The sequence below is a fragment of the Collinsella sp. AF14-35 genome, assembly GCF_003464565.1.
GTDB lineage: Bacteria > Actinomycetota > Coriobacteriia > Coriobacteriales > Coriobacteriaceae > Collinsella.
Map to the genome: position 1 here is coordinate 1 of NZ_QRZD01000023.1, position 23,047 is coordinate 23,047.

Annotated in this window: 19 protein-coding genes; 7 read left to right on the plus strand and 12 right to left on the minus strand. The window is 61.3% G+C overall.

Features of this window, described 5'->3' with window-relative positions:
• Nucleotides 1–573: 573 nt before the first annotated feature.
• The 3 genes from ppk1 to DWW12_RS10100 all read left to right on the plus strand — a co-directional run bounded on the left by ppk1 (nucleotide 574) and on the right by DWW12_RS10100 (nucleotide 4,876).
• Nucleotides 574–2,982 (plus strand): polyphosphate kinase 1, encoded by a 2,409-nt coding sequence (gene ppk1, locus DWW12_RS07705; RefSeq protein ID WP_117806514.1) that lies wholly within the window; start codon nucleotides 574–576, stop codon nucleotides 2,980–2,982.
• Between the two features lie 98 nt (nucleotides 2,983–3,080).
• Entirely contained in the window at nucleotides 3,081–4,409 is a 1,329-nt protein-coding gene (gene rlmD / locus DWW12_RS07710; RefSeq protein WP_117759007.1) for a 23S rRNA (uracil(1939)-C(5))-methyltransferase RlmD, read from the plus strand.
• Between the two features lie 137 nt (nucleotides 4,410–4,546).
• Nucleotides 4,547–4,876, plus strand: coding sequence for an IS3 family transposase (locus tag DWW12_RS10100; protein ID WP_197032199.1), 330 nt, complete (start codon nucleotides 4,547–4,549; stop codon nucleotides 4,874–4,876).
• A gap of 175 nt (nucleotides 4,877–5,051) precedes the next feature.
• Here DWW12_RS10100 and DWW12_RS07720 read toward each other — a convergent pair whose 3' ends face one another.
• The 3 genes from DWW12_RS07720 to DWW12_RS07730 form a co-directional block, all read right to left on the minus strand.
• Complete coding sequence (locus DWW12_RS07720; protein ID WP_117583937.1) at nucleotides 5,052–6,500, minus strand: PTS transporter subunit EIIC; 1,449 nt, start codon at nucleotides 6,498–6,500, stop codon at nucleotides 5,052–5,054.
• A gap of 31 nt (nucleotides 6,501–6,531) precedes the next feature.
• Nucleotides 6,532–7,962, minus strand: a complete 1,431-nt coding sequence (locus DWW12_RS07725) for a 6-phospho-beta-glucosidase (RefSeq protein ID WP_117583936.1) — start codon at nucleotides 7,960–7,962, stop codon at nucleotides 6,532–6,534.
• Nucleotides 7,963–8,084: 122 nt separating this feature from the next.
• On the minus strand, nucleotides 8,085–9,065 hold the full coding sequence (locus tag DWW12_RS07730) for an EamA family transporter (protein WP_117855642.1): 981 nt from the start codon (nucleotides 9,063–9,065) through the stop codon (nucleotides 8,085–8,087).
• A gap of 581 nt (nucleotides 9,066–9,646) precedes the next feature.
• On the opposite strand from DWW12_RS07730, the gene DWW12_RS07735 reads away from it, so the two are divergent.
• The 3 genes from DWW12_RS07735 (at nucleotide 9,647) to DWW12_RS07745 (ending at nucleotide 11,869) form a co-directional block, all read left to right on the plus strand.
• The gene (locus tag DWW12_RS07735) at nucleotides 9,647–10,189 is read left to right on the plus strand and encodes a DJ-1 family glyoxalase III (protein WP_117735750.1); all 543 of its coding nucleotides are present in this window, start codon (nucleotides 9,647–9,649) and stop codon (nucleotides 10,187–10,189) included.
• Nucleotides 10,186–10,767: a nucleoside triphosphate pyrophosphatase gene (locus DWW12_RS07740; protein ID WP_117855643.1), complete on the plus strand. Its 582-nt coding sequence runs from the start codon at nucleotides 10,186–10,188 to the stop codon at nucleotides 10,765–10,767. Before DWW12_RS07735 ends, DWW12_RS07740 begins: the two co-directional genes overlap by 4 nt.
• A 100-nt stretch (nucleotides 10,768–10,867) precedes the next feature.
• Nucleotides 10,868–11,869, plus strand: coding sequence for a P1 family peptidase (locus DWW12_RS07745; protein WP_117855644.1), 1,002 nt, complete (start codon nucleotides 10,868–10,870; stop codon nucleotides 11,867–11,869).
• 376 nt (nucleotides 11,870–12,245) lie between these two features.
• On the opposite strand, the gene DWW12_RS07750 is transcribed toward DWW12_RS07745, so the two are convergent.
• Together DWW12_RS07750 and glf are read right to left on the minus strand one after the other, a co-directional pair.
• Nucleotides 12,246–13,277, minus strand: a complete 1,032-nt coding sequence (locus DWW12_RS07750; protein ID WP_022094096.1) for a glycosyltransferase family 2 protein — start codon at nucleotides 13,275–13,277, stop codon at nucleotides 12,246–12,248.
• On the minus strand, nucleotides 13,270–14,472 hold the full coding sequence (gene glf / locus DWW12_RS07755) for a UDP-galactopyranose mutase (protein ID WP_055252340.1): 1,203 nt from the start codon (nucleotides 14,470–14,472) through the stop codon (nucleotides 13,270–13,272). Before glf ends, DWW12_RS07750 begins: the two co-directional genes overlap by 8 nt.
• A 232-nt stretch (nucleotides 14,473–14,704) precedes the next feature.
• Here glf and pta point away from each other — a divergent pair, with 232 nt between their 5' ends.
• The gene (gene pta / locus DWW12_RS07760; RefSeq protein WP_117855645.1) at nucleotides 14,705–15,685 is read left to right on the plus strand and encodes a phosphate acetyltransferase; all 981 of its coding nucleotides are present in this window, start codon (nucleotides 14,705–14,707) and stop codon (nucleotides 15,683–15,685) included.
• 348 nt (nucleotides 15,686–16,033) lie between these two features.
• Here pta and DWW12_RS07765 read toward each other — a convergent pair whose 3' ends face one another.
• The 7 genes from DWW12_RS07765 to rnd all read right to left on the minus strand — a co-directional run bounded on the left by DWW12_RS07765 (nucleotide 16,034) and on the right by rnd (nucleotide 23,031).
• Nucleotides 16,034–17,212 (minus strand): acetate/propionate family kinase, encoded by a 1,179-nt coding sequence (locus DWW12_RS07765; RefSeq protein WP_117564386.1) that lies wholly within the window; start codon nucleotides 17,210–17,212, stop codon nucleotides 16,034–16,036.
• 163 nt (nucleotides 17,213–17,375) lie between these two features.
• Entirely contained in the window at nucleotides 17,376–18,554 is a 1,179-nt protein-coding gene (locus tag DWW12_RS07770) for an acetate/propionate family kinase (RefSeq protein ID WP_117583927.1), read from the minus strand.
• A gap of 147 nt (nucleotides 18,555–18,701) precedes the next feature.
• Entirely contained in the window at nucleotides 18,702–19,037 is a 336-nt protein-coding gene (locus DWW12_RS07775) for a histidine triad nucleotide-binding protein (protein WP_117855646.1), read from the minus strand.
• Between the two features lie 49 nt (nucleotides 19,038–19,086).
• Entirely contained in the window at nucleotides 19,087–19,353 is a 267-nt protein-coding gene (gene xseB, locus DWW12_RS07780; protein ID WP_006234311.1) for an exodeoxyribonuclease VII small subunit, read from the minus strand.
• Between the two features lie 42 nt (nucleotides 19,354–19,395).
• Nucleotides 19,396–20,847, minus strand: coding sequence for an exodeoxyribonuclease VII large subunit (gene xseA, locus DWW12_RS07785; protein WP_369832433.1), 1,452 nt, complete (start codon nucleotides 20,845–20,847; stop codon nucleotides 19,396–19,398).
• 115 nt (nucleotides 20,848–20,962) lie between these two features.
• A complete protein-coding gene (locus DWW12_RS07790) occupies nucleotides 20,963–21,667 on the minus strand; it encodes a zinc metallopeptidase (RefSeq protein WP_117855647.1) in 705 nt (234 codons plus the stop codon).
• 230 nt (nucleotides 21,668–21,897) lie between these two features.
• On the minus strand, nucleotides 21,898–23,031 hold the full coding sequence (rnd, locus tag DWW12_RS07795) for a ribonuclease D (protein WP_117855648.1): 1,134 nt from the start codon (nucleotides 23,029–23,031) through the stop codon (nucleotides 21,898–21,900).
• Nucleotides 23,032–23,047 lie beyond the last annotated feature (16 nt).

Here is a 23,047-nt window from a genome sequence, read left to right on the forward strand (position 1 = left end):
GGCACGTGCAGACCTTTCGTCATGGCCTCCTACCTTTCTTTCGGGCCTCTCGGCCGAATCTATCAGCGCCCTTCCGTAACGGGCGCTGCTTGCTGACAGCTCTAGTTATATCCAAATTCCACCCGCAATTCCACCTCACCCCCGAACGGTCAACAAAGTGCGATGAACGGTATATCGCATGTGATTCCCCCATGATGCACTTCGGCGCTCTAAAGTACCTTTTCAAAGGTAAACGCTCTTTTTCCTATAAATTATCCCCCATCGCATCTATAAATCCATGATTCAGAATTGCATAGGTAAAACGGTTTTATGTATATAAATGAAGCTAGCCCACGTTTTGGACCGAATTCAATGATATTCAGCTTGCCATCATTCTTATTCACGCATCCTTATCAGTTGAGTGAGAATATAGACCGTTTTTCACAACGCGAAGGGCGTCAGCTCTATGGCTTGTCAGCGTAAGAAGTAGGTAAAGATACCGTTCACGCGATACGTCCGTGCCATAGGTCGACTAAATTGAGACAATAGTGAATAGTGTTAGGCAACCGTCCCCCACGGGGACTGAACGGACAGATGCATATGCCGAGCAAAATCGAAAAAAAGCAAGCCGCTGCAAAGCTGCGTAAGCCGCCGCGCGACTTCTCGTACACGCAGAACCGAGAGCTCAGCTGGCTGCGCTTTGACAACCGTGTGCTTGACGAAGCCTTCGACGAGACCGTTCCGCTGTTCGAGCGGCTAAAGTTCGTGTCGATTTTCGAGTCTAACCTCGATGAGTTTCTCATGGTGCGCGTGGGCGGCCTGTCCGATCTGGCAGAGCTCAAAAAACAGCCTGTCGACAACAAGAGCAATATGACCGCCTCCGAACAGGTCGATGCTGTCATGGCCGAAATGCCCGGGCTCCTTACCCGATGGGAGTCCATCTTTAAGAGCATCGAGGGCAAGCTCGACACCCTGGGCGTTCACCGCGCCCGCATCGATTCGCTTACGCCCGAGGAGCGCACCTTTGTAACCCGTTACTTCCAGGCCTACGTGTCGCCGGTCATCTCACCGCTGGTGATTGACCCGCGCCACCCCTTCCCCAACCTGCGCAACGGCGCACTCTACCTGGCCTGCGGCCTGGACGGCGTCACCGACGAGGAGAGTCTGCTGGGCCTTATCGAGATTCCCACCTCGATGAACCGCGTGGTCGAGATCCCCTCGCCCACCGGCACCTACTCCTACATCTTGCTCGAGGACGTCATCCTCGCCTGCCTGGACAGCTGCTTTGGCTCCTATAAGCCGCTCGACCGCGCGCTCATCCGCGTCACCCGCAACGCCGACATCGACCCGGACGGCGAGGGCGTCGAGGAGGAAGAGGATTACCGTCAGCACATGAAGCGCATCCTCAAGAAACGCTTGCGCCTGCAGCCGGTGGTGCTCGCGGTCTCGGGGTCGCTCGAGAAGGCGACGCTCAAGACCATCCGCAAGGCGCTCGAGCTTTCTCGCCGCTCGGTCTTTACCTGCGATATCCCGCTCGACCTGGGCTACGTCTTCGGCATTGAGGGCAAGATTCCCGAGCATCTACGCAACGAGCTCCTCTTTACGCCGTTTAAGCCGCAGCCCAACCCCACCATCGACATGTCCCGTTCCATCCGCGAGCAGGTGCTGCAGCACGACAAGCTGCTCTTTTACCCTTACGAGGCCATGAATCCGTTCTTGGACCTGGTGCACGAAGCAGCCTACGACCCCGAGTGCATCTCGCTGCGCATCACGCTCTACCGCGTGGCCAAGCAGAGCCGCCTGTGCGAGTCACTGATCGATGCCGCCGAGAACGGCAAAGAGGTCACGGTGCTCATGGAGCTCCGCGCGCGCTTTGACGAGCAGAACAACATCGAGTGGGCCGAGCGCCTGGAAGAGGCCGGCTGCACCGTCATCTACGGCTCCGAGGGCTTTAAGTGCCACTCCAAGATCTGCCAGCTCACCTATCGCGAGGGCATGGCGCTAACGCGCCTGACGCTGCTGGGCACCGGCAACTTTAACGAGAAGACGGCCAAACTCTACAGCGACTTTATGCTCATGACCGCTCACCCCGGCATCGGCGAGGACGCCAACCTGTTCTTCCGCAACCTGTCGTTGGGCAACCTGCGCGGCGATTACCGCTTCCTGGGTGTGGCGCCCGTCGGACTGAAACCGCTCATCATGCGCGGGCTTGACCGCGAGATCCAGCGCGCCCTCGCCGGCGAGCCCGCCCGCGTGTTCTTTAAACTCAACTCGCTCACCGACCGCGAGGTCATCGACAAGATCGCCGAGGCATCGTGCGCAGGAGTCCGCGTGGACATGATCATCCGCGGCATCTCGTGCCTCAAGCCGGGCGTTCCTGGCAAGACCGAGAACGTGCATGTCCGTTCTATCGTCGGACGCTTTTTGGAGCATGCGCGCGTTTACGCCTTTGGCGTGGACTCGGACATGATCTATCTGAGCTCGGCCGACATGATGACACGCAACACCGAGCACCGCGTGGAGATCGCCTTCCCCGTGCTCGACCCCACCTGCCGCGCCCTGGTGCACGAGTACATGAGCATGCAGCTGCGCGACAACGTGAAGGCCCGCAGCCTCACGAGCGACGGCACCTGGGTCCCCGTGGAGCGCGCAGAGGGTGAGAAACCCTTCAACTCGCAGGAAGCCCTGCTGGAGCGTGCCTACCGCAACGCCGAGGCCGCGCCCGAGCCCGTCATTGAGGCAAAGCCCGCCCCTGCTCCTAAGCCGCAGCCGGCCACACCCGAGGTTCAGAAGGTCCAGGCGACCGTCATTGAGCCCGAGCCCGCACCTGCACCTCAGCCCGAGCCGCAGGCAGCTAAGCCCGCACCCGAGACGAGCGCCCGTCGCGATAAGCCCGCCGGCAAGACCAAGGCCATCGAGCGCCATCGCCCCGGTCGTGTGCGCATGGGCCTGGGCCTGATCGGCCTGGGTCTTAAGACGCTCATTACCGGCAAGACGAAATAGTCGTTTGTAGAAGCAGTTTGTAGAAGCGCCCCGCATTTGAGGAAAGCCTCGGATGCGGGGCGCTTTTCCCTGCTACCATGGTGCGAGCAACAACACGAATGACAGGCAGGGATATGAAGCTCACTATAGAATCGATGACCTACGGCGCCGACGGGCTGGCGCACGCCGACAACGGCAAAGCCGTCTTTGTGCAGGGTGCCGTGGCAGGCGACACCGTCGAGGCCGAGGTCGTACAGGACGGCAAGTCGTTCATGCGCGCCCGCACCACCGAGATTCTGGAGCCGAGCCCCGATCGCATTCAGCCCCCCTGCCCCTACGTGGGCATCTGCGGCGGCTGCTCGTGGGGCAATCTCTCACGCACGGCACAGCTCGCCGCCAAGGAGCAAAACCTGCGCTCCACGCTCGAGCGCATCGGCAAGTTCGCTCCTGAGCAGGTCGATGAGTTGGTGCAGCCCATCTGCCACACCAAGGACGACTGGGGCTACCGCAATAAAATCGAGCTCGAACCGACCGTCGTCAACGGTCGCGTGCGCCTTGGCATGCACGGTGTCGACCCCAGCAAAATCGTGACCGTCGATGCGTGTCCGCTGTTCGATAAACGTTTTCCCAAGGCGCTCAAATCGGTCGTCGGCGCACTCAACTATCTAAGCGGCAGCCATGACTTAGGGCTCGAACGCGTGGGCATTCGCGCATCGCGCCGCACCAAGGCGCTCGAGGTTGCACTCTGGACGCCCACGGGCTCTTTTCCGCGCTCGCAAGTCTCCCGCGTGCTGGCGGTCGCCGCTCATCCCACGAGCATCGTGCGTGTGATGAGCAAGGGCGAAAAGAAGGCCCGCCGTGTCTCCAAGGTCGAAATGCTCGCCGGAGAGGGCTCATGGACCGAGAATATCGCCGAGGGTCAGATGCGCTTGTCTGCCCCGTCTTTTTTCCAAGTCAACACCAAGGGTGCTGAGATTTTGATCGAGCTTGTCATGGAAGCGCTCGACCCGCAAGAAGACGAGCTTGCCGTGGACCTGTACTGCGGCGCCGGAACCTTTACCCTGCCGCTCGCCCGCCGCTGCGACTTCGTCGCCGCCGTCGAGGCCTACGGCCCGGCCGTGCGCGACCTGCGCCGTAACCTGGAAATCAACAAGCTTGATAACGTCGACGTCATTGGCGGAGACGCGGTGCGCGAGTTCCCCGACCAGGATGCCGACGTCTTGGTGGTCGACCCGCCGCGCGCAGGCCTCGCCCCCGAGGCGATCGACCTTATCGCCAGCACGAGCGCTCGCGATGTCGCCTACGTGAGCTGCGACCCCGCCACCCTGGCACGCGACCTTAAGCGCTTTGTCGAGGAAGGTACCTTCTCCCCCGTCAAGATCACGCCGGTCGATCTGTTCCCGCAAACCTTCCACTGCGAAACCGTCGTCCACCTCAAGCGCAACTAGACTGTTTGCCCCAGACCACGCCCGATGATTTTTCTGGCACGGGGATAAAAATAGATTTGCTCCGAATGATTATTTAATCCCCGTCCCGAAATTGAACCGTCCCTCATTTCTTGAACATTAGAAATGGGGGCTTCTTTATGGACGGGAGAGTCAGGCACGACGCCACGCTGAGGACTCTTGCAGCAGAGCTTTGCGACAGGGGGTGCGGGCGCGCCGAAGGCCAGCGGGAGGCCGAAGGGTGCCCGGACCCGGCCGGGGCCGGCGGCGTGCGAGGGCAAGCTCATGCGACGGAGCTGCTGCCCGGGCGCCTGAAGGACGAATTCTACAGGAGCCGGACGTGGCGGAGCTTCGAGGAGTTCAAGCGGGACCTCGAAGCCTATACCGTTCACTGGAACAAGAGGAGGCGGGTTAAGCAAAAGGGACTGACCCCGGAGGAGTTCCGAAATCAGTCCCCATGTGCGGCATAGGCCGCTAATTGACCCGTCCAAGTATCGGGGCGCAGTTCATTTCAGCGCCGCCCGAGAAAGCTAAACGCCTTCTGGCAGGTTGTCCCGGGCCGAGGGCGGCCACCTTGATCGCCCTCGGCCCTCACCCACCTCAACTGCCCCTCAATTACATAGAGCTGATTGAGGAGGGCGCAGGCTAGCGGGTGCCTTCCTCATCGTCGTTGGGCCGGTAGGTGATGAACTCGATAACAAAGGCCAGGACGGCAGAGACGAGCGAGGCGATGATCGCGAAGATCATGTGGGAGATCCCGGCGCCACCAGGGGTCCCGTCGATAAAGTTGAGCAGGTTGAAGACGCCGAGGCCGCCCGAGATGTACATGAGAGCGCCAGTCATTCCCACGATGGCGCCGCCCACGGCGGAGCTCAGGCATGCCACGACGAACGCGCGCTTGTTGGGGAGGGCGATGCCGTAGATGCCCGGCTCGGTGACGCCGAAGAAGAAGGCGGAGATCATCGCGGGAAGGGCGATGCCGCGGAAGCGCTCGTCCTTGTTTCTGAGGTACATGGCAAAGATGACCGCTCCGAGCGCGAACCCGTGGCCGATGGTGGCGGCGAGCACGCTGTCGTGGCCGAGGGTGTTCAGATTCATGATGGAGATGGGGATGAGGCTCCAGTGGAAGCCAAAGATGACGAGGCACATCCACAGTCCGCCAACCAGGGCGCTGCCCAGGACGGAACCAACCACGGGGAGCTGGAAGATGAACGAGAATGCCGCGCTCAGCAGGTTGGTGATGAGGGTGGCCACCGGGCCGATGATGAGGTAGCCCAAGACGATGGAGACCGTCATCGTGGCGAGCGGGACAAGGAACATCTTGAGCGCAGCCGGCATCCAGCTCTTGAGCCAGCGCTCAAGGATAGAGCCGAACCACACCATGAGAAGGACGGGGATCACCGAGCTCACGTAGCCGGACACGGGCATGATGATGGGGAGCCCGAGGGCGGTGGCGTACCACGAGAACGTGCCGGCCACGCCGAGGTCGATGCTGCCGAGCGCCTCGCCCGAGGTCAGGGCGACCATCGTCGGGTAGAGGAGCGCCACGCCGATTGCCACGCCGGTGAACTCGTTCATACGGAACTTGCGTGCGGCACTGAACGCCAGGGCGACGGGAAGGAAGTAGAAGAAGCCGTCAGCCACGGTGTAGAGCAGCGTGTAGAGGCCGTCGTTTGCAAAGGCCGGGACGAAGTAGGTGATGAGGGCAAGCAGTCCCTTCATGATGCCTGCGGCGGCAAGCGGTCCCAGGATGGGCTGGAAGATGCCAGAGATGAGGTCGATGACGACGGAGGCAACGGTCTTATCGCCCTGGGGCTCGTCGTCGGCGCTTGCGCCGCCCGAGAAGTTGCCGGCCTCCAGGACCGCGTCGTAGACGTCCTCGACGATGTTACCCACGACCACCTGGTACTGGCCGTTGGCCTGGATGACCTGGATGACGCCCTTGAGGGCCTCGATCTTGGCAGTGTTGGCGCGGGACTCGTCCTTGAGTTTGAAGCGCACGCGCGTGATGCAGTGCGCGACGCTGGCGACGTTCTCTGTGCCGCCTACGTTCTCGAGTATGGATCTGGCCAGATCGTCGTATTTTTCAGCCATTATTTTCTCCTTAGTGATATTGCCCGGGCGGCTAGCCCAGGTCGCCTCCGTTGGTGGCGATGGCCTGTTGATACCAGTAGAAGCTCTTCTTGCGCCTGCGCTCGAGCGTGCCGTTGCCCAGGTTGTCGCGGTCCACGTAGATGAAGCCGTAGCGCTTCTCCATCTCGCCGGAGCCCGCGCTCACGAGGTCGATCGGCCCCCAGGTGGTGTAGCCGAGCATCTCGACGCCGTCCTGCTCGATGGCGTCACGCATGGCCTCGATGTGCTCGCGCAGGTAGGCGATGCGGTAGTCGTCCTCGATCGTGCCGTCGGGAAGCACCTCGTCATAGGCGCCGAGGCCGTTCTCCACCACAAAGAGCGGCTTCTGGTAGCGGTCCCAGAGGTCGTTGATCGTGATGCGGAATCCCAGCGGGTCGATGACCCAGCCCCAGTCGCTCGTGCGCACGTAGGGGTTCTCCACGCCGGCGAAGGCGTTGCCCTCGGCGACGCCGCCCACGGAGTCGGGGTCGCCCGCGGTGCAGCGCGAGGAGTAGTAGCTAAACGAGATGAAGTCGACGGTGTTCTCCGCAAGGATGCGCTCGTCCTCGGCGGTCATGCCCACGTCGATGCCCTCGCGCTCGAGCATCTTGAGCGCGTAGCCGGGGTAGCGACCGCGCGCCTGCACGTCCACGAAGAAGAGGTCCTCCTGGTTCTTGACCTGCGCCGCGCGAACGTCCTCGGGACGACAGGAGTAGGGGTAGTAGCTTCCCGCGGCGAGCATGCAGCCCACCTTGTTCTCCGGATCGACCTCGTGGGCGATCTTGGTGGCCCAGGCGCTCGCCACGAGCTCGTTGTGCGCGGCGCGGTACTCGGCCTCGCGGGCATTCTCCCCGGGCTCGAGGACGATGCCGGCACCCATGAAGGGACGGTGCAAGATCATGTTCATCTCGTTGAACGTGATCCACCAGCGCACGAGGCCGCGGTAGCGGTTGAAGAGCACCGTCACAAGCCGCTTGTAGAGCTCGATAAGGGTGCGGTTTCGCCAGGCGCCGTACTTCTTGACGAGGTGGATGGGGCAGTCGAAGTGCGTGATGGTCACGAGGGGCTCGATCCCGTGCTCGCGGCAGCAGCGGAACACGTCCTCGTAGAAAGCGAGCCCGGCCTCGTTGGGCTCCTCCTCGTCGCCATTGGGGAAGATGCGGCTCCAGGCGATGGAGAGGCGAAAGACCTTAAAGCCCATCTCCGCGAAGAGGGCTATGTCCTCGCGGTAGTGGTGGTAGAAGTCGATGCCCGTCTGGGCCGGGTAGTAGTACCCGGGCTCGAAGTCGAGCATGCGCCTCAGGCCGCGGCTTACGTCGTTGCGCTCCGGCCCGTGTGGGATGACGTCGACGTTGGCAAGGCCGCGGCCGCCCTCGTCATAACCTCCCTCGCATTGGTTGGCGGCGGTGGCTCCTCCCCAAAGGAACCCTTTTGGAAATGGCATGGTGCCTCCTTCTCTCTGGCGCCCCCATCTCTGCGGGGGACGCTTTATAACGTCCTTGCGGCCTCGCGCGCCTGGCCCGTGGCCCTTTCCCTGATGCGCGCGGGCCGCCTGTGAAGGGGCGACTAGCTGACGGCTTGTCCTGCGGCGGCGCGACGTGCCTCCCGGCCTCCAAGCAGGGAGGGGACCTGTGCCAGGCACACGCCGGCGAGGATGATGGCGACGCCCAGCCACTCGACGACGCCGAGCGGCTCGCCGAGGACGATCATGGCGATGAGCAGGCCGGCGGGGAGTTCCGCGGCGGCCATGACGGTGGACAGGCCCGCGGGCAGGTGCGGAGAGCCCATGCCGAAGAGCAGGACCGGGCAGAGCATGCCAAAGAAGCCGGCGATGACGGCAAAGGGCAGGATGCCCTGGGCGAGGACGCCCGAGACGACGTAGTCCGGACACACCGTGAGCGACATGACCACGGAGCCCGCGCATACGATGACGCCACGCTGCTCGGACGAGCAGGGGGCCTCGACCTTGCCGGAGAGGGTGACAAAGAGGGAGCAGGACACGGCCGCCCCCAGCGCGCAGAGCAGGGCCACGGGGTCGTACCCGGTGATGCCGGTCTTGTAGACGCCGCTGGCGAACACCGTTCCGAAGACGATGACCAGGGCGGAGGCCACTTGGAGGAGCCTCGGCGGCCGGCGCGTCATGACGGTCTGCCACACGAGCCCCAGCCACGTGAACTGGAAGAGGAGCGTGAGTGCCACCGGGGCGGGCAGCACGCTCATGGCGTAGCAGTAGAGGATTGAGGTGAGGCAGGTGAGGGCTCCCAGGCCCATGAGCTTGAGGGCGAGCTTCCAGCCCACGCGCTGCCAGCGGTGCCCGAGTGCGTGCCCTGCGAGCGTGGCGAGGGCGAAGAAGAGGCAGCCGAACCACGCCTGGCTCGCCACCACCTGCGCTGAGGTGAAGCCCGCGGCGTAGGCGAGCTTGTAGGTCGTGGCCATCGCGCCGTAGCAGGCGCCGCCCGCAAAGACCTGGAGCGCCGCCTTGACCTGCCCCGCGCCCGCGGCTCCCGCCTCGGCGGCCTGTTGCTTGATTGTGTTTGTTTCTGCCATTAGGCTCCCTTCCGTCTGCTGTCTTGCAGATGCACGTCTCGTGCGTCTGTTCCCTGCAGTCGGAAGGTGGGCTCGTGCGGTCTTCTGGCGGTGCATGTGGTACCTGCTGCCAAGACGAAAAAAGCCACGCAACCGACTGCTCGGTTGCGTGGCAAAAAGGTGGCTAGCGCCCAGAAAAGTCCACGCGTTTTTAGACTGGGACAAAGTACTACAACAGGTGAGATTCCGTCAAGAAAAACCGAAGAAAAAAGTGAGCCTCTGCCCGCCGTACCTGTAGCGGTCGTTTCCCCGAACGGGGCGGTGCTGTTGGGGGCTGTCTCGATCTGTAACAGTAAGACCCGGTTTTGGTCCGTAGATGTTACAGATTTAGACGTTTTGTCGGGGCGGTTTCCGTTTGTCTTGATCTGTAACAGTTAGGGGTCAAAAGTGGGTCTAGATGTTACAGATTGAGATTGTTGAGGATGGGTGAGGGTAGCTAATTCGGACGGGGCTATTTTAAACAATGGAAAATCGAGCGTGGCAAGCGGAGGTCTTCGGGGTATAAGACGGCTAATTGTATGCCGCCTATGAAAGGAACCCTCATGCCCAGCGTTGCCGTTCTCGCCGCCGATGGCTTTGAAACTATTGAATGCCTGACCATGGTCGATGTCATGCGTCGCGGCGGCGTGCGCGCCACGCTTGTCTCGATCATGCCCACGCGCGAGGTCGTAAGCTCGCTGCAGATTCCCGTGACCTGCGATGCGCTCTTTGACGAGATCAACTTTGACGAGTACGACTGCGTCGTGCTGCCCGGCGGCCTGCCCGGCGCCACCAACCTGCGTGCCGACCAGCGCGTCTGCGACGTGGTCTGCGAGTTCGCCGCCGCCAAACACGTCGCTGCCATCTGCGCCGCCCCGTTTATCCTGGGTGAGCTCGACCTGCTCGAGGGGCGCCACGCCACGTGCTTCCCTGGCTTTGAGAAGAGCTTCCCCGAAGGCGCCTATACCGGCGAGAAGGTTACGCAAGACGGCAACATCATCACCGCCAGCGGCATGGCCCAGTCGCTCCCCTTTGCGCTTGAGCTGCTGCGCACGCTCGCCGGCGACAAGGCTGTCGAGAAGGTTGCCGAGGGCATTCAGCTATGATTTTGGCCTCGCAATCACCGCGCCGCATCGAGCTGATGCGCGAGGCGGGCTATGACATTCGCATCATTCCTGCCGATATCGACGAAACGCCATTTGATGGCGAGGCCCCACTTACGCTCGTTGAACGCTTAGCACGCGCCAAAGCCGCCTCCGTTGCCGCCGAGCATGCCGAGCCCAACGAACTGACCGTCGCGGCCGATACTATTGTCACCTTCGATGGCAAGATTCTGGGCAAGCCGGCAACCGAGGACGAGGCGCGCACCATGCTCCGCGAGCTTTCGGGCCGCACGCACCAGGTCGCAACCGGCGTCTGCATCGTTAAGGCAGGCGACACGGCCGCTCCGCATGCCGCCGAGAGCCTGTCGTTTGTCGATGTGACCGACGTGACGTTCTATGAGCTTACCGAAGAGCAGATCGAGCGCTATGTTGCCTCCGGCGAACCCATGGACAAGGCCGGGGCCTACGGCATCCAAGGCACAGGCGGCCGCATGCTTGTGCACGATATTTCGGGTGACTTCTACAACGTGGTGGGCTTGCCCATCGCTCGCGTCGCACGCGCGATTCAAAAACTCTCGTAATTGCATCTGGCGCTGGTTATCCCCCAGCGCCTACAATTTTGCCGTACCGTACGGATCCCGACCGGGCATAAGGCCCGGCGGAAAACCGATAGGAGAAAACATGGACACACTGCTCGAAGCCATCGATGTTTGCAATGTCGATGGCTTTTGCTTTGGCAACTATACGGACGAGGAGGCTGGCACCGGCTGCACCGTAATCGTGGCGCCCGAGGGTGCCACCGGTGGCGTTGACGTACGTGGTGGCGCCCCCGCTTCGCGTGAGACCGACCTGCTGCGTCCCGAAAACACCGTCGATAAGGTCCACGCCGTCTGCCTTTCGGGCGGATCGGCCTTTGGCCTCGAGGCTGCAAGCGGCGTGGCCCGCGAACTCGAGAGCCGCGGCATTGGTCTGCCCGTCGGCCCCACGCAGGTGCCCATCGTGTGCTCCAGCTGTATCTTCGACCTTGCCTTTGGCGACCCCACCGTTCGCCCCGACATTGAGGCCGGCATCGCCGCCGTGCGCGAGGCGCTCGACAACACCCCCACCATGCTCGAGCAAGGCAATGTGGGCGCCGGCACCGGTGCCACCGTAGGTAAGCTCATGGGCCCTGCCACCTGCATGAAGGCCGGCCTTGGCGCTGCCGCCGTGGCGCTCGGCCCCATCAAGGTGGGCGCCGTGGTCTCGGTCAACGCCTGCGGCAACGTTGTCGACCCCCTCACCGGCGAGTGGGTCGCCGGCATGCGCGCCTCAGCCGATAGCGACCAAATCGTCGATATGGAACTCGCAGCCTTTGCCGCCGCCGGATCCATGCAGATGCCGCTCGACCGCACCAACACCACCATCAGCTGCATCGTCACCAACGTGGAACTCACTAAGGCACAAGCCACCAAGGTCTCCCAGATGGCCGCAGACGCCTACGCACACGCCATCCGTCCCACGCACACCACCAACGACGGCGACACCATCTACACCCTCGCCAGCGGCAAACTGGGCGCCCAGGCAAACGCCGCCGTTCCCCTAGACCTGCTGGGCATGCTCGCCGTAAGGGCTTTGCAAACCGCCATCGTAAACGGAGCCAAAACCGCCAAAACCTCCCACGGCATCCCCGGCGCCGCGAAGTAATCTCACTCGTCCGTCGGTCGGAGGCGGGCGGGCATTACGTTTGCTGCTCTACAGTCCTATGCAAGACGAAGGCCACATTAAGTGGCCTTCTTTGCATGCGGAACTCGCGACAAACGTAATGCCCGCCCGCCTCCGACCGACTTCCAACCTTATTCTTTTCAGCTCAGGCCCCTGTGTACCGCGCGTCTAAGGTCTTCAAATTCAACTAACCTGACAATCGATTCTTATAGCAGAGGCCCCTTGGCCTTTAGTTTGATACAAGTTCCGCACGAGCCGGAAAGCACTTAATGTGCTTTCCGTGCGAGCAGGACTGTTCGCAGTAGCAAACTAAAGGCCAAGGGGCCCAGTCAACCTAACAGCAGCGATTACTCGGCAGTTAGTTGAATTTGAAGATCTTTGAGGCAAGACGGTATAGGCCGAGTGTGGTTTTGTCTCCGGCCCGTCCGCGCAGGTTGGTGAAGAAGCCGACCACGCCGTAGCGGGCACGACGATACATGCGCTCGTCGTAGGCCTTCAAATCATTCCACAGCGTCTTTAGGCGCTCGTCGGCGCAATCTTCCTCGGAAAGCTTGGTGAGCACCGAGCAGATCGCCATCATCATGGTGAAGTAGCCCATCATGTACGAACGCAGGCGCGACGACTCGACATCGCTGTACAGGTGGTACGACTCCATCATGATACGCGTAACACGGAACTGCTGGTCCAGACGCTTGACCATCGTTGCCTCGTTGACGCTCTGGCCCTCGCGACCGATAAAGTAGCGATAGAGGTCGATGTCGGCGTAGTACATGGTCTTGCAGCGCGGCAACGGCACGTAGGCGTAGATGTTGTCCACATAGAACGTGTGCGGCGGCATGGGAAGGTTGGACTCGCGCAGCACATCCGTGCGATAGCACAGGCTGTGCATGAGTAGGTTCTGGTCCAGGCGGAAATGACCGATCTGATCCCAGGAAAAGATCTTTTTGCGCGGCAGGGCAAATTTGTAACCGATAGCGGTATGCGTGCCCTCGTAAACCTTCTCGTACACGTAGTTCGAGATAAACAGGTCAACGCGCTGGTCGCGCTCCTCAAAGCCACGCAGAATCGACAGCATGGTCGAAAGGGCAGCGCCGTCAAGCCAGTCGTCCGAGTCGACAACCTTGTAGTAGGTGCCCTGCGCCTCGCGCAGACCCGAAAGGACGGCAATACCGTGACCGCCATTCTCCTGGTGCACCGCGCGGATGATTCCAGGATAACGGGCCTCCCACTCGTCGGCCTTGGCGGCCGTCTCGTCCTTGGAGCCGTCGTCCACCACGATAATCTCGATATCGGTGGCGTAATTGCTCCCCTCCAAGATGGAGGTGATGCAATGGTCCATGTCCTTGGCGGCGTTATATGAGGGAATACCGAATGTTATGACTTTATGCATGGCAGGCGATAATCTCATCCGAAAGATCGAGGGCAGAATTGGTCACGGCGTCCATATCGTAGTAACGATACTCGGCCAGACGACCCACCGGGTGGAAGTTCGTCAGGTTCTGGACGCGCTCAAGGTAGCGCTCATAGAGCTCACGGTTCTCGGGCTCCAGAATAGCGTAGTACGGCGTCTCGCCCGAGCCGGGCGTATAGGCCTTGGAGTACTCCTTCATGATGGTGGTCTTGCCGGGCAGGACCTGACCAGTCATGTTCTTGAACTCGGTGATGCGCGTATAGTCCTCGCTCGTGGTGTAGTTGACGGTGCCCACGGGCTGGAACTGGTCCATATCGAGCGTCTCGAACTTCATATCGAGCGTGCGGTACGGCAGCGCGCCCAGGTCGAGGTTGAATAGCTCGTCGAGCGGACCGGTGTAGACGATCTCGCCGCCATAGACCTTGCCGTCGATCTTGACGGTGGTCTCGTCGATTTCAAAGAGGTCACGGGCGTCTACGTCACAGAATACGTCGATCAGATCGTGATCGAGCATATGCTCGAACAGCGCGGTATAGCCATCCTGCGGCATGCCCTGGAAAGGAGCCTGCGGGAAGTAGCGATCGTCATCGCCCACAAAGACGGGAACGCGGCCGGTGATCGAGGGGTCGATCTGGTCGGGCGTCTGGCCCCACTGCTTCATGGTGTAATGCAAAAAGACGTTCTCGTAGACGTAATCGGCGACCTCGGCCAAGTCGGGGTCGTTCTTCTTGCGCAGCTCCATAATGGGCACCTTGACGTCCTTGCCAAAGGTCTCCACGAGCTTTTGGTACAGCTCCTCGCCGCGCTCATCGCCAAAGGCGAGCTTGAGGCTCGCATGGTTAAAGGGTACGGGCATGAGGGTGCCGTTGATGTTGGCGAGCACCTTGTGCTGGTAGTCCGTCCACTTGGTAAAGCGCGACAGGAAGTTATGGACGCGCTCATTAAAAGTGTGATAGATGTGCGGACCGTACTCGTGGACCAGGATTCCGGCCTCGTCAGTGCAGTCGTAGGCATTACCCGCGATGTGGCCGCGACGCTCCAAAACGGCAACACGATAGCCGATAGTTTCGGCAAGACGGCGGGCGCAAACGGCACCGGCATAACCGGCGCCGACAACGATCATGTCGTACGCACCGGCATTAAAGCCTTCAGGCAGGCCTGAGGTAATCTGCATCGATACTCCTTGTCAAAAGCCACACGCTTTTTAACTGGGCTTTTTCTCGAACATACGTCGAGACATATTTATCAGAGCGATTATAGCGCTAATGCGTCCTATAATGAGCTTGCCACACAAGGAAAGCTCAAGCACCGCGGCGTACATTATTGAAAGGTAAACCCGCTAGCAGCGGGTTTATTCGTGTACAGCCGAGGGCCTGGAGCTTAGCGAAACGCTTGTAAGGAGTATCATGAGCGATTTCCTGAACCGTATGAAGTCTGCCGCCAAGGCCGACCTTAAGACGATCGTCCTGCCCGAGGGCGAGGATCCGCGTACCATCGTCGCGGCAAACAAAATCATCGAGGAGGGCCTGGCAAAGCTCGTCATCCTGGGCAACCCCGACGAGATCGATGTTCCCGGCGCCACCGTCATCGACCCGCGCAACGCCGAGAAGCACGAGGAGTACGCGCAGAAGTTTGCCGAGCTCCGCGCCAAGAAGGGCGTCACCATCGAGCAGGCTCGTGCCCAGGTGATGGACGCCACCTACTTTGGCACCATGATGGTCAAGATGGGTGACGCCGACGGCCTGGTCTCCGGCGCCTGCCACTCCACCGCCGACACACTGCGCCCCGCGCTGCAGATCCTTAAGACCGCCCCGGGTACCAAGCTGGTCTCGGCCTTCTTCGTGATGTGCACCGACACCCCGCAGTTCGGCACCGACGGTACGCTGATCTTCGCCGACTGCGGCCTCAACATCAACCCGTCCTCCGACGAGCTCTCCGAGATCGCCATCGCCTCCGCTCACTCCTGGTCCACCTTTATGGGCAGCGTCGAGCCGCACGTGGCCATGCTCTCCTACTCCACCATGGGCTCCGCCGGCGGCGAGGTTGCCAAGAAGGTCCAGGAGGCCGTGAAGTTCTGCAAGGAGAAGGCTCCCGAGCTCGCCATCGATGGCGACCTGCAGCTCGACGCCGCCATCGTTCCCACCGTCGCCCAGCTCAAGGCCCCCGGCTCCTCCGTTGCCGGCAAGGCCAACGTGCTTGTGTTCCCCGATCTCGAGGCCGGCAACATCGGCTACAAGCTGGTCCAGCGCTTCGCCGGTGCCGACGCCTACGGCCCCATCCTGCAGGGCATCGCCAAGCCGGTCAACGACCTGTCGCGCGGCTGCTCTGCCGACGACATCGTGGGTGTCGTGGCCATCACCGCCGTCCAGGCTCAGATGGCTGAATAGCTTACATATCCCCTCGGGACCCTGCAGGGCAAAGCTCTGAAAACGTCCTCGGACATGCAAAGAGGCTCCGCTGCGCGCTTCGCGCGGCGGAGCCTCTTTGCGTCCTGCGGAATGTTTTCAGAGCTTTGCCCTGCAGGGTCCCTGCCGTCACGCAGCAGTCAGGGAATCTGGAGTGGGCGGCGGCTTGGCTACGAGCTGGGGCTGAGGATCTGAACGAATGGGTGACGTTGCTGGGAGCGCAGGCGTTGCCGGCGATGATCACTTTGGGACTGGAATTTCCGCCTGCTAGCAAAAAGGCCTCCTGAGCTGCTGCTCAGGAGGCCTTTCGTTCAATCGCAAGCGAACGCACTAGTTATTCGCGGTCAGACGCTCGACGTCGTGGGCGATCATGTATTCCTCGTCGGTGGGGATGACCATGACCGTGACGGCGGAACCGGCGGCGCTGATGACCTGCGGACCGTTGCCCACGGCCTCGCGGTTCTTGTTGTTGTCGATGCGCACGCCCAGCCACTCGAAGCAGTCGCAGAAGGCCTTGCGGATCGACCAGTCATTCTCGCCGATGCCGGCGGTAAAGGTAATGGTGTCGACGCCCGCCATGGAAGCGATCATGGAGCCGGCCTGCTGCATGGCCTTGTAGGCGAACATATCGAAGGCGAGCAGGCAGCGCTCGTCGCCCTCGGAGGCGCGCGTACGGATGTCACGGGCGTCGTTGGAGATGCCCGAGATGGCAAGCAGACCAGACTGCTTGTTCATCATGTCATCGACTTCCTGGTAGCTGTAGCCGCCCTCGCGCTGCAGGTAGCACACGGTAGCCGGGTCAATGGAACCACAACGGGTGCCCATCATCAGGCCGTCGAGCGGCGTGAGGCCCATCGTGGTATCGCGGCATACACCGTCCTCGATGGCGGCAAGCGAGGCGCCGTTGCCCAAATGGCACGAGAGCAGGCGGTGGCAGCGCGAGCCCAGGATCTCCTTGGCCATCATCCACTCATAGCGGTGACTCGTGCCGTGGGCACCGTACTTGCGCACGTGGTACTTGTCGCACACGTCCTTGGGCAGCGCGTAGGTGTAGGCGACCTCGGGCATGGTCATGTGGAACGAGGTGTCGAAGACGGCCACGTTGGGCAGCTCCGGATACTTCTCGCGGCAATATTCGATTGCCGCGGCCTCGCCGTAATTGTGCAGCGGGGCGAGCGGAGCAACCTCGAGGATCTTAGCCATGACCTCATCGTCGACGACCGCGGAATCATCGAAGTGCCAGCCACCCTGAACGATACGGTGGCCGATGCCATCGATCGTAAAGTCGGTCTTCTCGAGCTCCTCGAGCACGCGCGCAATGGCGCAGCGATGATCGGGAAAAGGAATCTCCTCGGTCTGCTTGGCACCACCGTTCTCGGAGTGGCCAAAGATGCCCATGTCCGAGCCGATACGCTCGCAGTTGCCCTTGGCGAAAACCTCGCGGGTATCGGTATCCAAAAGCTGATATTTAAGGCTCGAGCTGCCGGCGTTGACAACAAGTACGTTCATGAGACTCCTTTGCAGTGCGATACGGTCGGCGCAGACCCCTTAAGGCGGCCGCATGTTAATAAGAAGTTATCACAACTTGATAAATAGCTATCAGGCATATCGCTCAACGAGACGAAAGAGGGGCTGAACGGCGCTCGGTCGTCCAGCCCCTCCCCTCTTGCAATTACTTGCCGTTGACGATGCGCTCGACGTCGGAAGCGATCATGAACTCCTCGTCCGTGGGGATGACGAAAATCTTGACCTTGGAATCCTTGGCAGACAGGCACCAAGCGCCGTCACCACGCAGGGCATTGCGGGCATGATCCATCTTGACGCCCATAAAGGCCAGGCGGTCGGCAACGCCGGCGCGGACGGCCGGAGCGTGCTCGCCGATGCCGGCGGTAAAGACCAGGGTGTCCATACCGCACATAGAAGTGGCCATCTCGGCAGCCTTGGCGGCAATCTTGTAGACGAACATATCGAAGGCGAGCTGAGCCTCGGGGTCGCCAGCGGCAGCGAGCTCCTCGACATTGCGGCAATCGTTGGTCTTGCCACCGGTCACAGCCAAAAGGCCGGACTTCTTGTTCATCATCTCGTCAACCTCGTCGAAGGTGTAGCCGCCCTCGCGCTGCAGGTAGCACACGGTAGCCGGGTCGATGGAGCCACAGCGGGTGCCCATCATGACGCCGTCAAGCGGGGTGAGACCCATGGTGGTGTCCATGCACTTGCCGTCCTCGATGGCGCACAGGGAGGCACCGGAACCGATGTGGCACACGACGACCTTGCGGGCCCCGCCGTTGGTCATCTCGGCGACCTTCTTGGAGATGTAGCGGTAGCTGGTGCCGTGGGCGCCGTACTTACGAATGTGCAGCTTGTCGCAAACATCCTTGGGCAGAGCGTAAGTCTTGGCGACCTCGGGCATGTTGAAGTGGAAAGCGGTGTCATAGACCGTGACGTTGGGCAGGTCGGGATACTGCTCCAGGCAGTACTCGATAACGTTGGCCTCGGGGTTATTGTGCAGCGGGGCGAGCGGAGCAACCTCGCGGATCTTGGCGAGGACGTCCTCGTCGACGAGGGAGGAATCACCGAAGTACCAACCGCCCTGAACGATACGGTGGCCGATACCCTCGATCTTGACGCCGTTGGCCTCGAGGTCCTTCAGGACGACCTCGATGGCGACCTTGTGGTCGGGGAACTCGATGTTCTCGGTCACCTTCTTGGAGCCGTTGGCAGCGTGGGTGAAGGTACCGCCGGTAAAACAGACGCGCTCGCAGGAGCCCTTTGCGGACACCTTGTGGGACTTGGTATCGATGACCTGATACTTAAGGGTCGAAGATCCTGCGTTGACGACCAGAACGTTCATGCGTCTCCCTACTAACAGGCGGTGTGGCGCCGCCAGGTTACATACGCTTCAATAATAAACCCAAACGCCCTCGCGCTCGGGTTTATTGCGTTGATATATAAGTTATCGGTGCCCGAGCTTCCGCTTCATTGCACGGAGCAGAGGCCCTCAGATGAGGTCCTCGCCCAAGTTTTTGCCGCCGAGAACGTGCATGTGGAAGTGCATGACGGTCTGGCCGGCGTTGACACCCTTGTTGGAGATGACGCGGAAACCGTCCTCCAGACCCTTGGCCTTGGCGACCTCTTGGATGGCGTGAGCCATGGCGCCCATGGTCTCGGCAGATACGTTGTCGGCGATATCGCTGTAGTGCTTCTTGGGGATCACGAGCGTGTGGACCGGCGCCTGGGGGTTGAGGTCGTCGAAGGCGATGACCTGATCGTTCTCGTAGACAACGGTCGAGGGGATCTCGTGGTTGGCAATTTTGCAGAAGATGCAATCGCACATGGTTGGTTCCTTTCTCACAGACCAAGGTAATTATATTTGGTCGAGATGCTTAGAACGAAAGGTTATCATCGGTGTTGGCGGCCTCGCCGTCGGCGAGTACGTCGTTGCCGTCGACGTCCTTAAGGAGCACCGAGACCTTCTGCTCGGCATCGGACAGGCGGGTGCGCAGGCTTTTGAGGAGCTCGACGCCGCGGGTGTAGCTCTCGAGCGACTCCTCGAGCTCCATATCGCCCGACTCAAGGCTGCGGATGATGAGCTCCAGCTCCTGCGAGGCCTGCTTGTACGTAAGCTGCTCGACCGGGGTCTTCTCTGCCATATCTGTTTCCTTTCCTAAGGGTCTATCACTGCGAAACGCGGTCTACTCGACCGTATCGACCGTTGCTGCCACGTTGCCGTCTGCCATGCGCACGCGAATGGCGTCGCCAGGCTTAAAGGCCTTGGCACTCGTAGCCACACCATCATCGCTGTACGCGATGGAATAGCCGCGAGCAAGCACTTTGAGCGGCGACAGGGCATCGAGCGACGCGGCAGCTCTGCCCAGGTCGGACGCGGGTTTGCTGAGCATCGAACGTCCATGATGCTCCAGACGGGAACTCGTAAGCGTGAGCGCATGGCGTTTGCCGTCGAGCCCTGAGGTGCTTGCGACCAGACGCTCGGGCAGACGCTCGAAGTTGGAGCGGAAGACCCCGACTGAGCGTACTATGGCGCCCGACAGGCGATCGGCAGTCAGTGCAAGCTCCGATTCGCGGCGCTCGACCATAAACGTTGGGTCGTTGAGGCACGGGCGGCGCGCGGCTGCATCGAGCGCATCGCCCAGACGGGCCGTATAGGTATCCCAGGCGCGGCGACCACGCTGATCGAGCATCTCCAAATCAACCTGATTCGACCCAATCATCGAAGCCATCGCGGCGCCCAGACGCTGATGACGCGCCTCGAGTACATCGGCCAACTCCGTCATAGCCGGCGCCACCGATTCGGCCGCCGCCGTGGGCGTGGAGGCCCGGCGGTCGCTCACCATGTCGCAGATCGAGGTATCGGGCTCATGGCCAATGCCCGTCACCACGGGCACGGGACAGGCCGCCACCGCACGGGCAAGCCCTTCGTCGTTAAAGGTCATAAGGTCCTCAAAGGAGCCGCCGCCGCGCACCAGCAAAATACAGTCGGGCGCCGGCGTAATGGAAGCGGCGCGGCGCAAGCCATCAATGAGCTCGGCCGGCGCACCCTCGCCTTGAACCTTGGCGCCCACGCAGACAAGCTCGACGAGCGGGTTGCGACGGCGCAGCGTACGCTTGACGTCGTCGATTACCGCACCGGAAAGCGAGGTGACGACCGCCACGCGTGAGCAAAACACCGGGATGCGGCGTTTGCGGGACTCGTCCATCAGTCCCTCGCGGCGTAGCTTTTCGGCCAACTGCGCCACCTGTTGACGCAGCAGACCCTCCCCCGCCAGCGAAAACGAGCGAGCGACAAAGCTCATGCGGCCCGTGGCCTTATAGAGATTGAAGCTGCCCTTAAAGCTCACCTGCATGCCGTCACGCAGATCGAAGGTACGCTTGAGATAGGCGCCCTTCCAGATGATGCAGTCGACGGCGGCCGAGTCGTCTTTAATCTGGAAGTAGCAGTGGCCGCTTCGGGCATTGGGACCACGGAAACCCGTGACCTCGCCCAGGACGGTCAGTCGCGGAATAGCATCGAGCGCACCGGCGGCGATCTCTACCGCCTGGCTCACGCTGAGCTCTTTACGCTCTTGCTCGTCCGAACCGTCGAACTCGGCGGAAACGCTATTGCCGGTTAGATTCCAGCCTGCCACGCAGCCTCCTTTCGTCATCGTGCACAAGGGCTTCGGCCCTGCGCAAATTCAAGTCCAACACATAGTACAGCGCCGCGAGGACACGAATCCCCGCGGCGCCCAGCGACCCAATTTGTTATCGGTTGGAGTTTCTGTTGTATCGAGCCATAAGATAGAGCAGCTGAATAATCGAGGTGAGCGCCGCAGCCACATAGGTAAGCGCGGCGGCCGTCAGCACCTTCTTGGCACCGTTGACCTGCTTGGAGCTCATACCCGACTGCTCAATATACGCCACGGCGCGCCGACTAGCATCAATCTCGACCGGTAGCGTAACCAGTTGGAACAGCACGCTAAACGAGAAGAAGATCAGTGCGAGGGTCGTGAGTCCCGCGATGTTCATGAACAAGCCCATAAGCAGCACGATGGTCCAGGTGTTCTGGGTAAAGTTGACGACCGGGACCAGGGCAGTACGCACCTTCATCATGGCGTAACCACTTTGACGCTGCGCAGCGTGGCCCGCCTCGTGACAGGCGACGGCAACGCTTGCGACCGATCCACCCGAACGGTTGGCGTCCGAGAGATACAGATTGTTATCCTGCGGGTTGTAGTGATCGGTGAGCTCGCCGGCAACGCCCTTGATGCCCACAGCGTTGCAACCGTTGGCGTCGAGCATGCGGCGAGCGACCGTAGCGCCCGTGTCGCCGTCCGAGCGAACCTTGGACCACGTCTTGTACGTCGAGTTGATATAGCTCTGCGCGGCAAGACCGAGCACCGTGCAGACAAGAACAACCAACAGGTACAGTGGGTCGATGCCAAAGCCGTATCCATAGTAATAAGGCATGCGAATTCCTCCGAATCGAGTTACACGTTGGAGGCATTCTACCCACTCAACCGGAAAGCAAGTCAGCATCGAAGTTTTGGCATCGTCAGCGAAAACGGCCGAGAGCGAGCAAGGTGACGTGAAAGAGAAGCGACGCGTACTTTGGTACGCGAGCGACGATTGAACGTCAGATTGCCGCTCTCGGCCGTTTGCAGCGTCGAGCTGTTACGCGGTTTGGTAAAACCGCGTAACTATAAGAGTTCGATTTTTCCGTCCTTCACGGTGAGCCCCATATTGCCGGAAAGCAGATCGTCCAGGCGCGAACCCACAAGCTCAAAACGCCAGCCTTCGCGCAGGGGGCTTTGCTCAGGATGCTCGATGTAATCGGCCAGGTCATCGCGCGAGGCAATGACCGAGGTCGCCACCCCCGAGCGCTCGGCAACCAGGCGGATGAGCGCGTACATGAGATCCGTCACGCTCTCCAGCTCCGGAGAGATCTGGCGATGCCCGCGCACCATGAGCGGCAGGCGATCGTGCGGGCAGCTCGCACCGCGCTTGATGGCCATGAGCGCGCCGTCCACGTCGCGCTCCCCCAACTGGTCGGTACCGCGAATGCTACAGAACTCCTCAACGCGCACGGGATTGCGCTTAACGAGCGCCAGCAGCGTATCGTCGGACATGACCCACTTGCGCGGGATGTTGCGGCGCTCGGCGCGGTCCTCGCGCCAGGCGGCGAGCTCGCGCGCGATGCCCAACTGGTGACGGCTGCACGAATTGATGCGTTTGACCTTACGGAACGCCTCGTGGCGATCGGCGCGATAGTGCGACTCGTCAGCCAGCGGGCGCAGCTCGTCGAGCACCCAGTCCACGCGGCCCAGCTCGCGCAGGCGGCTCATCATCTCGGTATAGGCGACGATCAGGTACTTGACGTCATCGATCGCGTACTCGATCTGTTTGTCGGTCAGCGGGCGACGCGACCAGTCGGTCAGCGACTCGGTCTTGGGCAGCGAGACGCCGCAAAACGTCTGCACGAGCGCGCCGTAGGAAATCTGCTGGCGTTCGCCCAAAAAGGCGGCGGCCACCTGCGTGTCAAAAATCGGACGCGGCAGCACGCCCACGGTATGGAGCATAACCTCCATATCCTGCGAGCAGGCGTGGAAGACTTTGATCACGCTCTCGTCGGCCATAAGCTCGGCCAGCGGCGACAGGTCGTCGATCACCAGAGGGTCGACCGCAACGCTCTCGGCAGGGGTGGCAATCTGAACCAAACACAGGCGCGGATGGAACGTGCGCTCGCGCAAAAACTCGGTATCGACGGCAATCGCGTCAAACTCACGGGCGCGCTGGCAAAAGTCGAGTAGAGCCTGATGTGTGGAAATGTACATATCAACCCATCGAATA

What these genes read in the sequence shown, in the direction of transcription:
- DWW12_RS07735 (WP_117735750.1), top strand. Translation starts at nt 9,647, where the DNA reads ATGCCCAGCGTTGCCGTTCTCGCCGCCGATGGCTTTGAAACTATTGAA.
- rlmD (WP_117759007.1), top strand. Translation starts at nt 3,081, where the DNA reads ATGACAGGCAGGGATATGAAGCTCACTATAGAATCGATGACCTACGGC.
- ppk1 (WP_117806514.1), top strand. Translation starts at nt 574, where the DNA reads ATGCATATGCCGAGCAAAATCGAAAAAAAGCAAGCCGCTGCAAAGCTG.
- DWW12_RS07775 (WP_117855646.1), bottom strand. Translation starts at nt 19,037, where the DNA reads ATGTGCGATTGCATCTTCTGCAAAATTGCCAACCACGAGATCCCCTCG.
- DWW12_RS07770 (WP_117583927.1), bottom strand. Translation starts at nt 18,554, where the DNA reads ATGAACGTTCTGGTCGTCAACGCAGGATCTTCGACCCTTAAGTATCAG.
- pta (WP_117855645.1), top strand. Translation starts at nt 14,705, where the DNA reads ATGAGCGATTTCCTGAACCGTATGAAGTCTGCCGCCAAGGCCGACCTT.
- DWW12_RS07740 (WP_117855643.1), top strand. Translation starts at nt 10,186, where the DNA reads ATGATTTTGGCCTCGCAATCACCGCGCCGCATCGAGCTGATGCGCGAG.
- DWW12_RS10100 (WP_197032199.1), top strand. Translation starts at nt 4,547, where the DNA reads ATGGACGGGAGAGTCAGGCACGACGCCACGCTGAGGACTCTTGCAGCA.
- DWW12_RS07730 (WP_117855642.1), bottom strand. Translation starts at nt 9,065, where the DNA reads ATGGCAGAAACAAACACAATCAAGCAACAGGCCGCCGAGGCGGGAGCC.
- DWW12_RS07790 (WP_117855647.1), bottom strand. Translation starts at nt 21,667, where the DNA reads ATGCCTTATTACTATGGATACGGCTTTGGCATCGACCCACTGTACCTG.
- rnd (WP_117855648.1), bottom strand. Translation starts at nt 23,031, where the DNA reads ATGTACATTTCCACACATCAGGCTCTACTCGACTTTTGCCAGCGCGCC.
- DWW12_RS07720 (WP_117583937.1), bottom strand. Translation starts at nt 6,500, where the DNA reads ATGGCTGAAAAATACGACGATCTGGCCAGATCCATACTCGAGAACGTA.
- DWW12_RS07745 (WP_117855644.1), top strand. Translation starts at nt 10,868, where the DNA reads ATGGACACACTGCTCGAAGCCATCGATGTTTGCAATGTCGATGGCTTT.
- DWW12_RS07765 (WP_117564386.1), bottom strand. Translation starts at nt 17,212, where the DNA reads ATGAACGTACTTGTTGTCAACGCCGGCAGCTCGAGCCTTAAATATCAG.
- glf (WP_055252340.1), bottom strand. Translation starts at nt 14,472, where the DNA reads ATGCAGATTACCTCAGGCCTGCCTGAAGGCTTTAATGCCGGTGCGTAC.
- DWW12_RS07725 (WP_117583936.1), bottom strand. Translation starts at nt 7,962, where the DNA reads ATGCCATTTCCAAAAGGGTTCCTTTGGGGAGGAGCCACCGCCGCCAAC.
- xseB (WP_006234311.1), bottom strand. Translation starts at nt 19,353, where the DNA reads ATGGCAGAGAAGACCCCGGTCGAGCAGCTTACGTACAAGCAGGCCTCG.
- DWW12_RS07750 (WP_022094096.1), bottom strand. Translation starts at nt 13,277, where the DNA reads ATGCATAAAGTCATAACATTCGGTATTCCCTCATATAACGCCGCCAAG.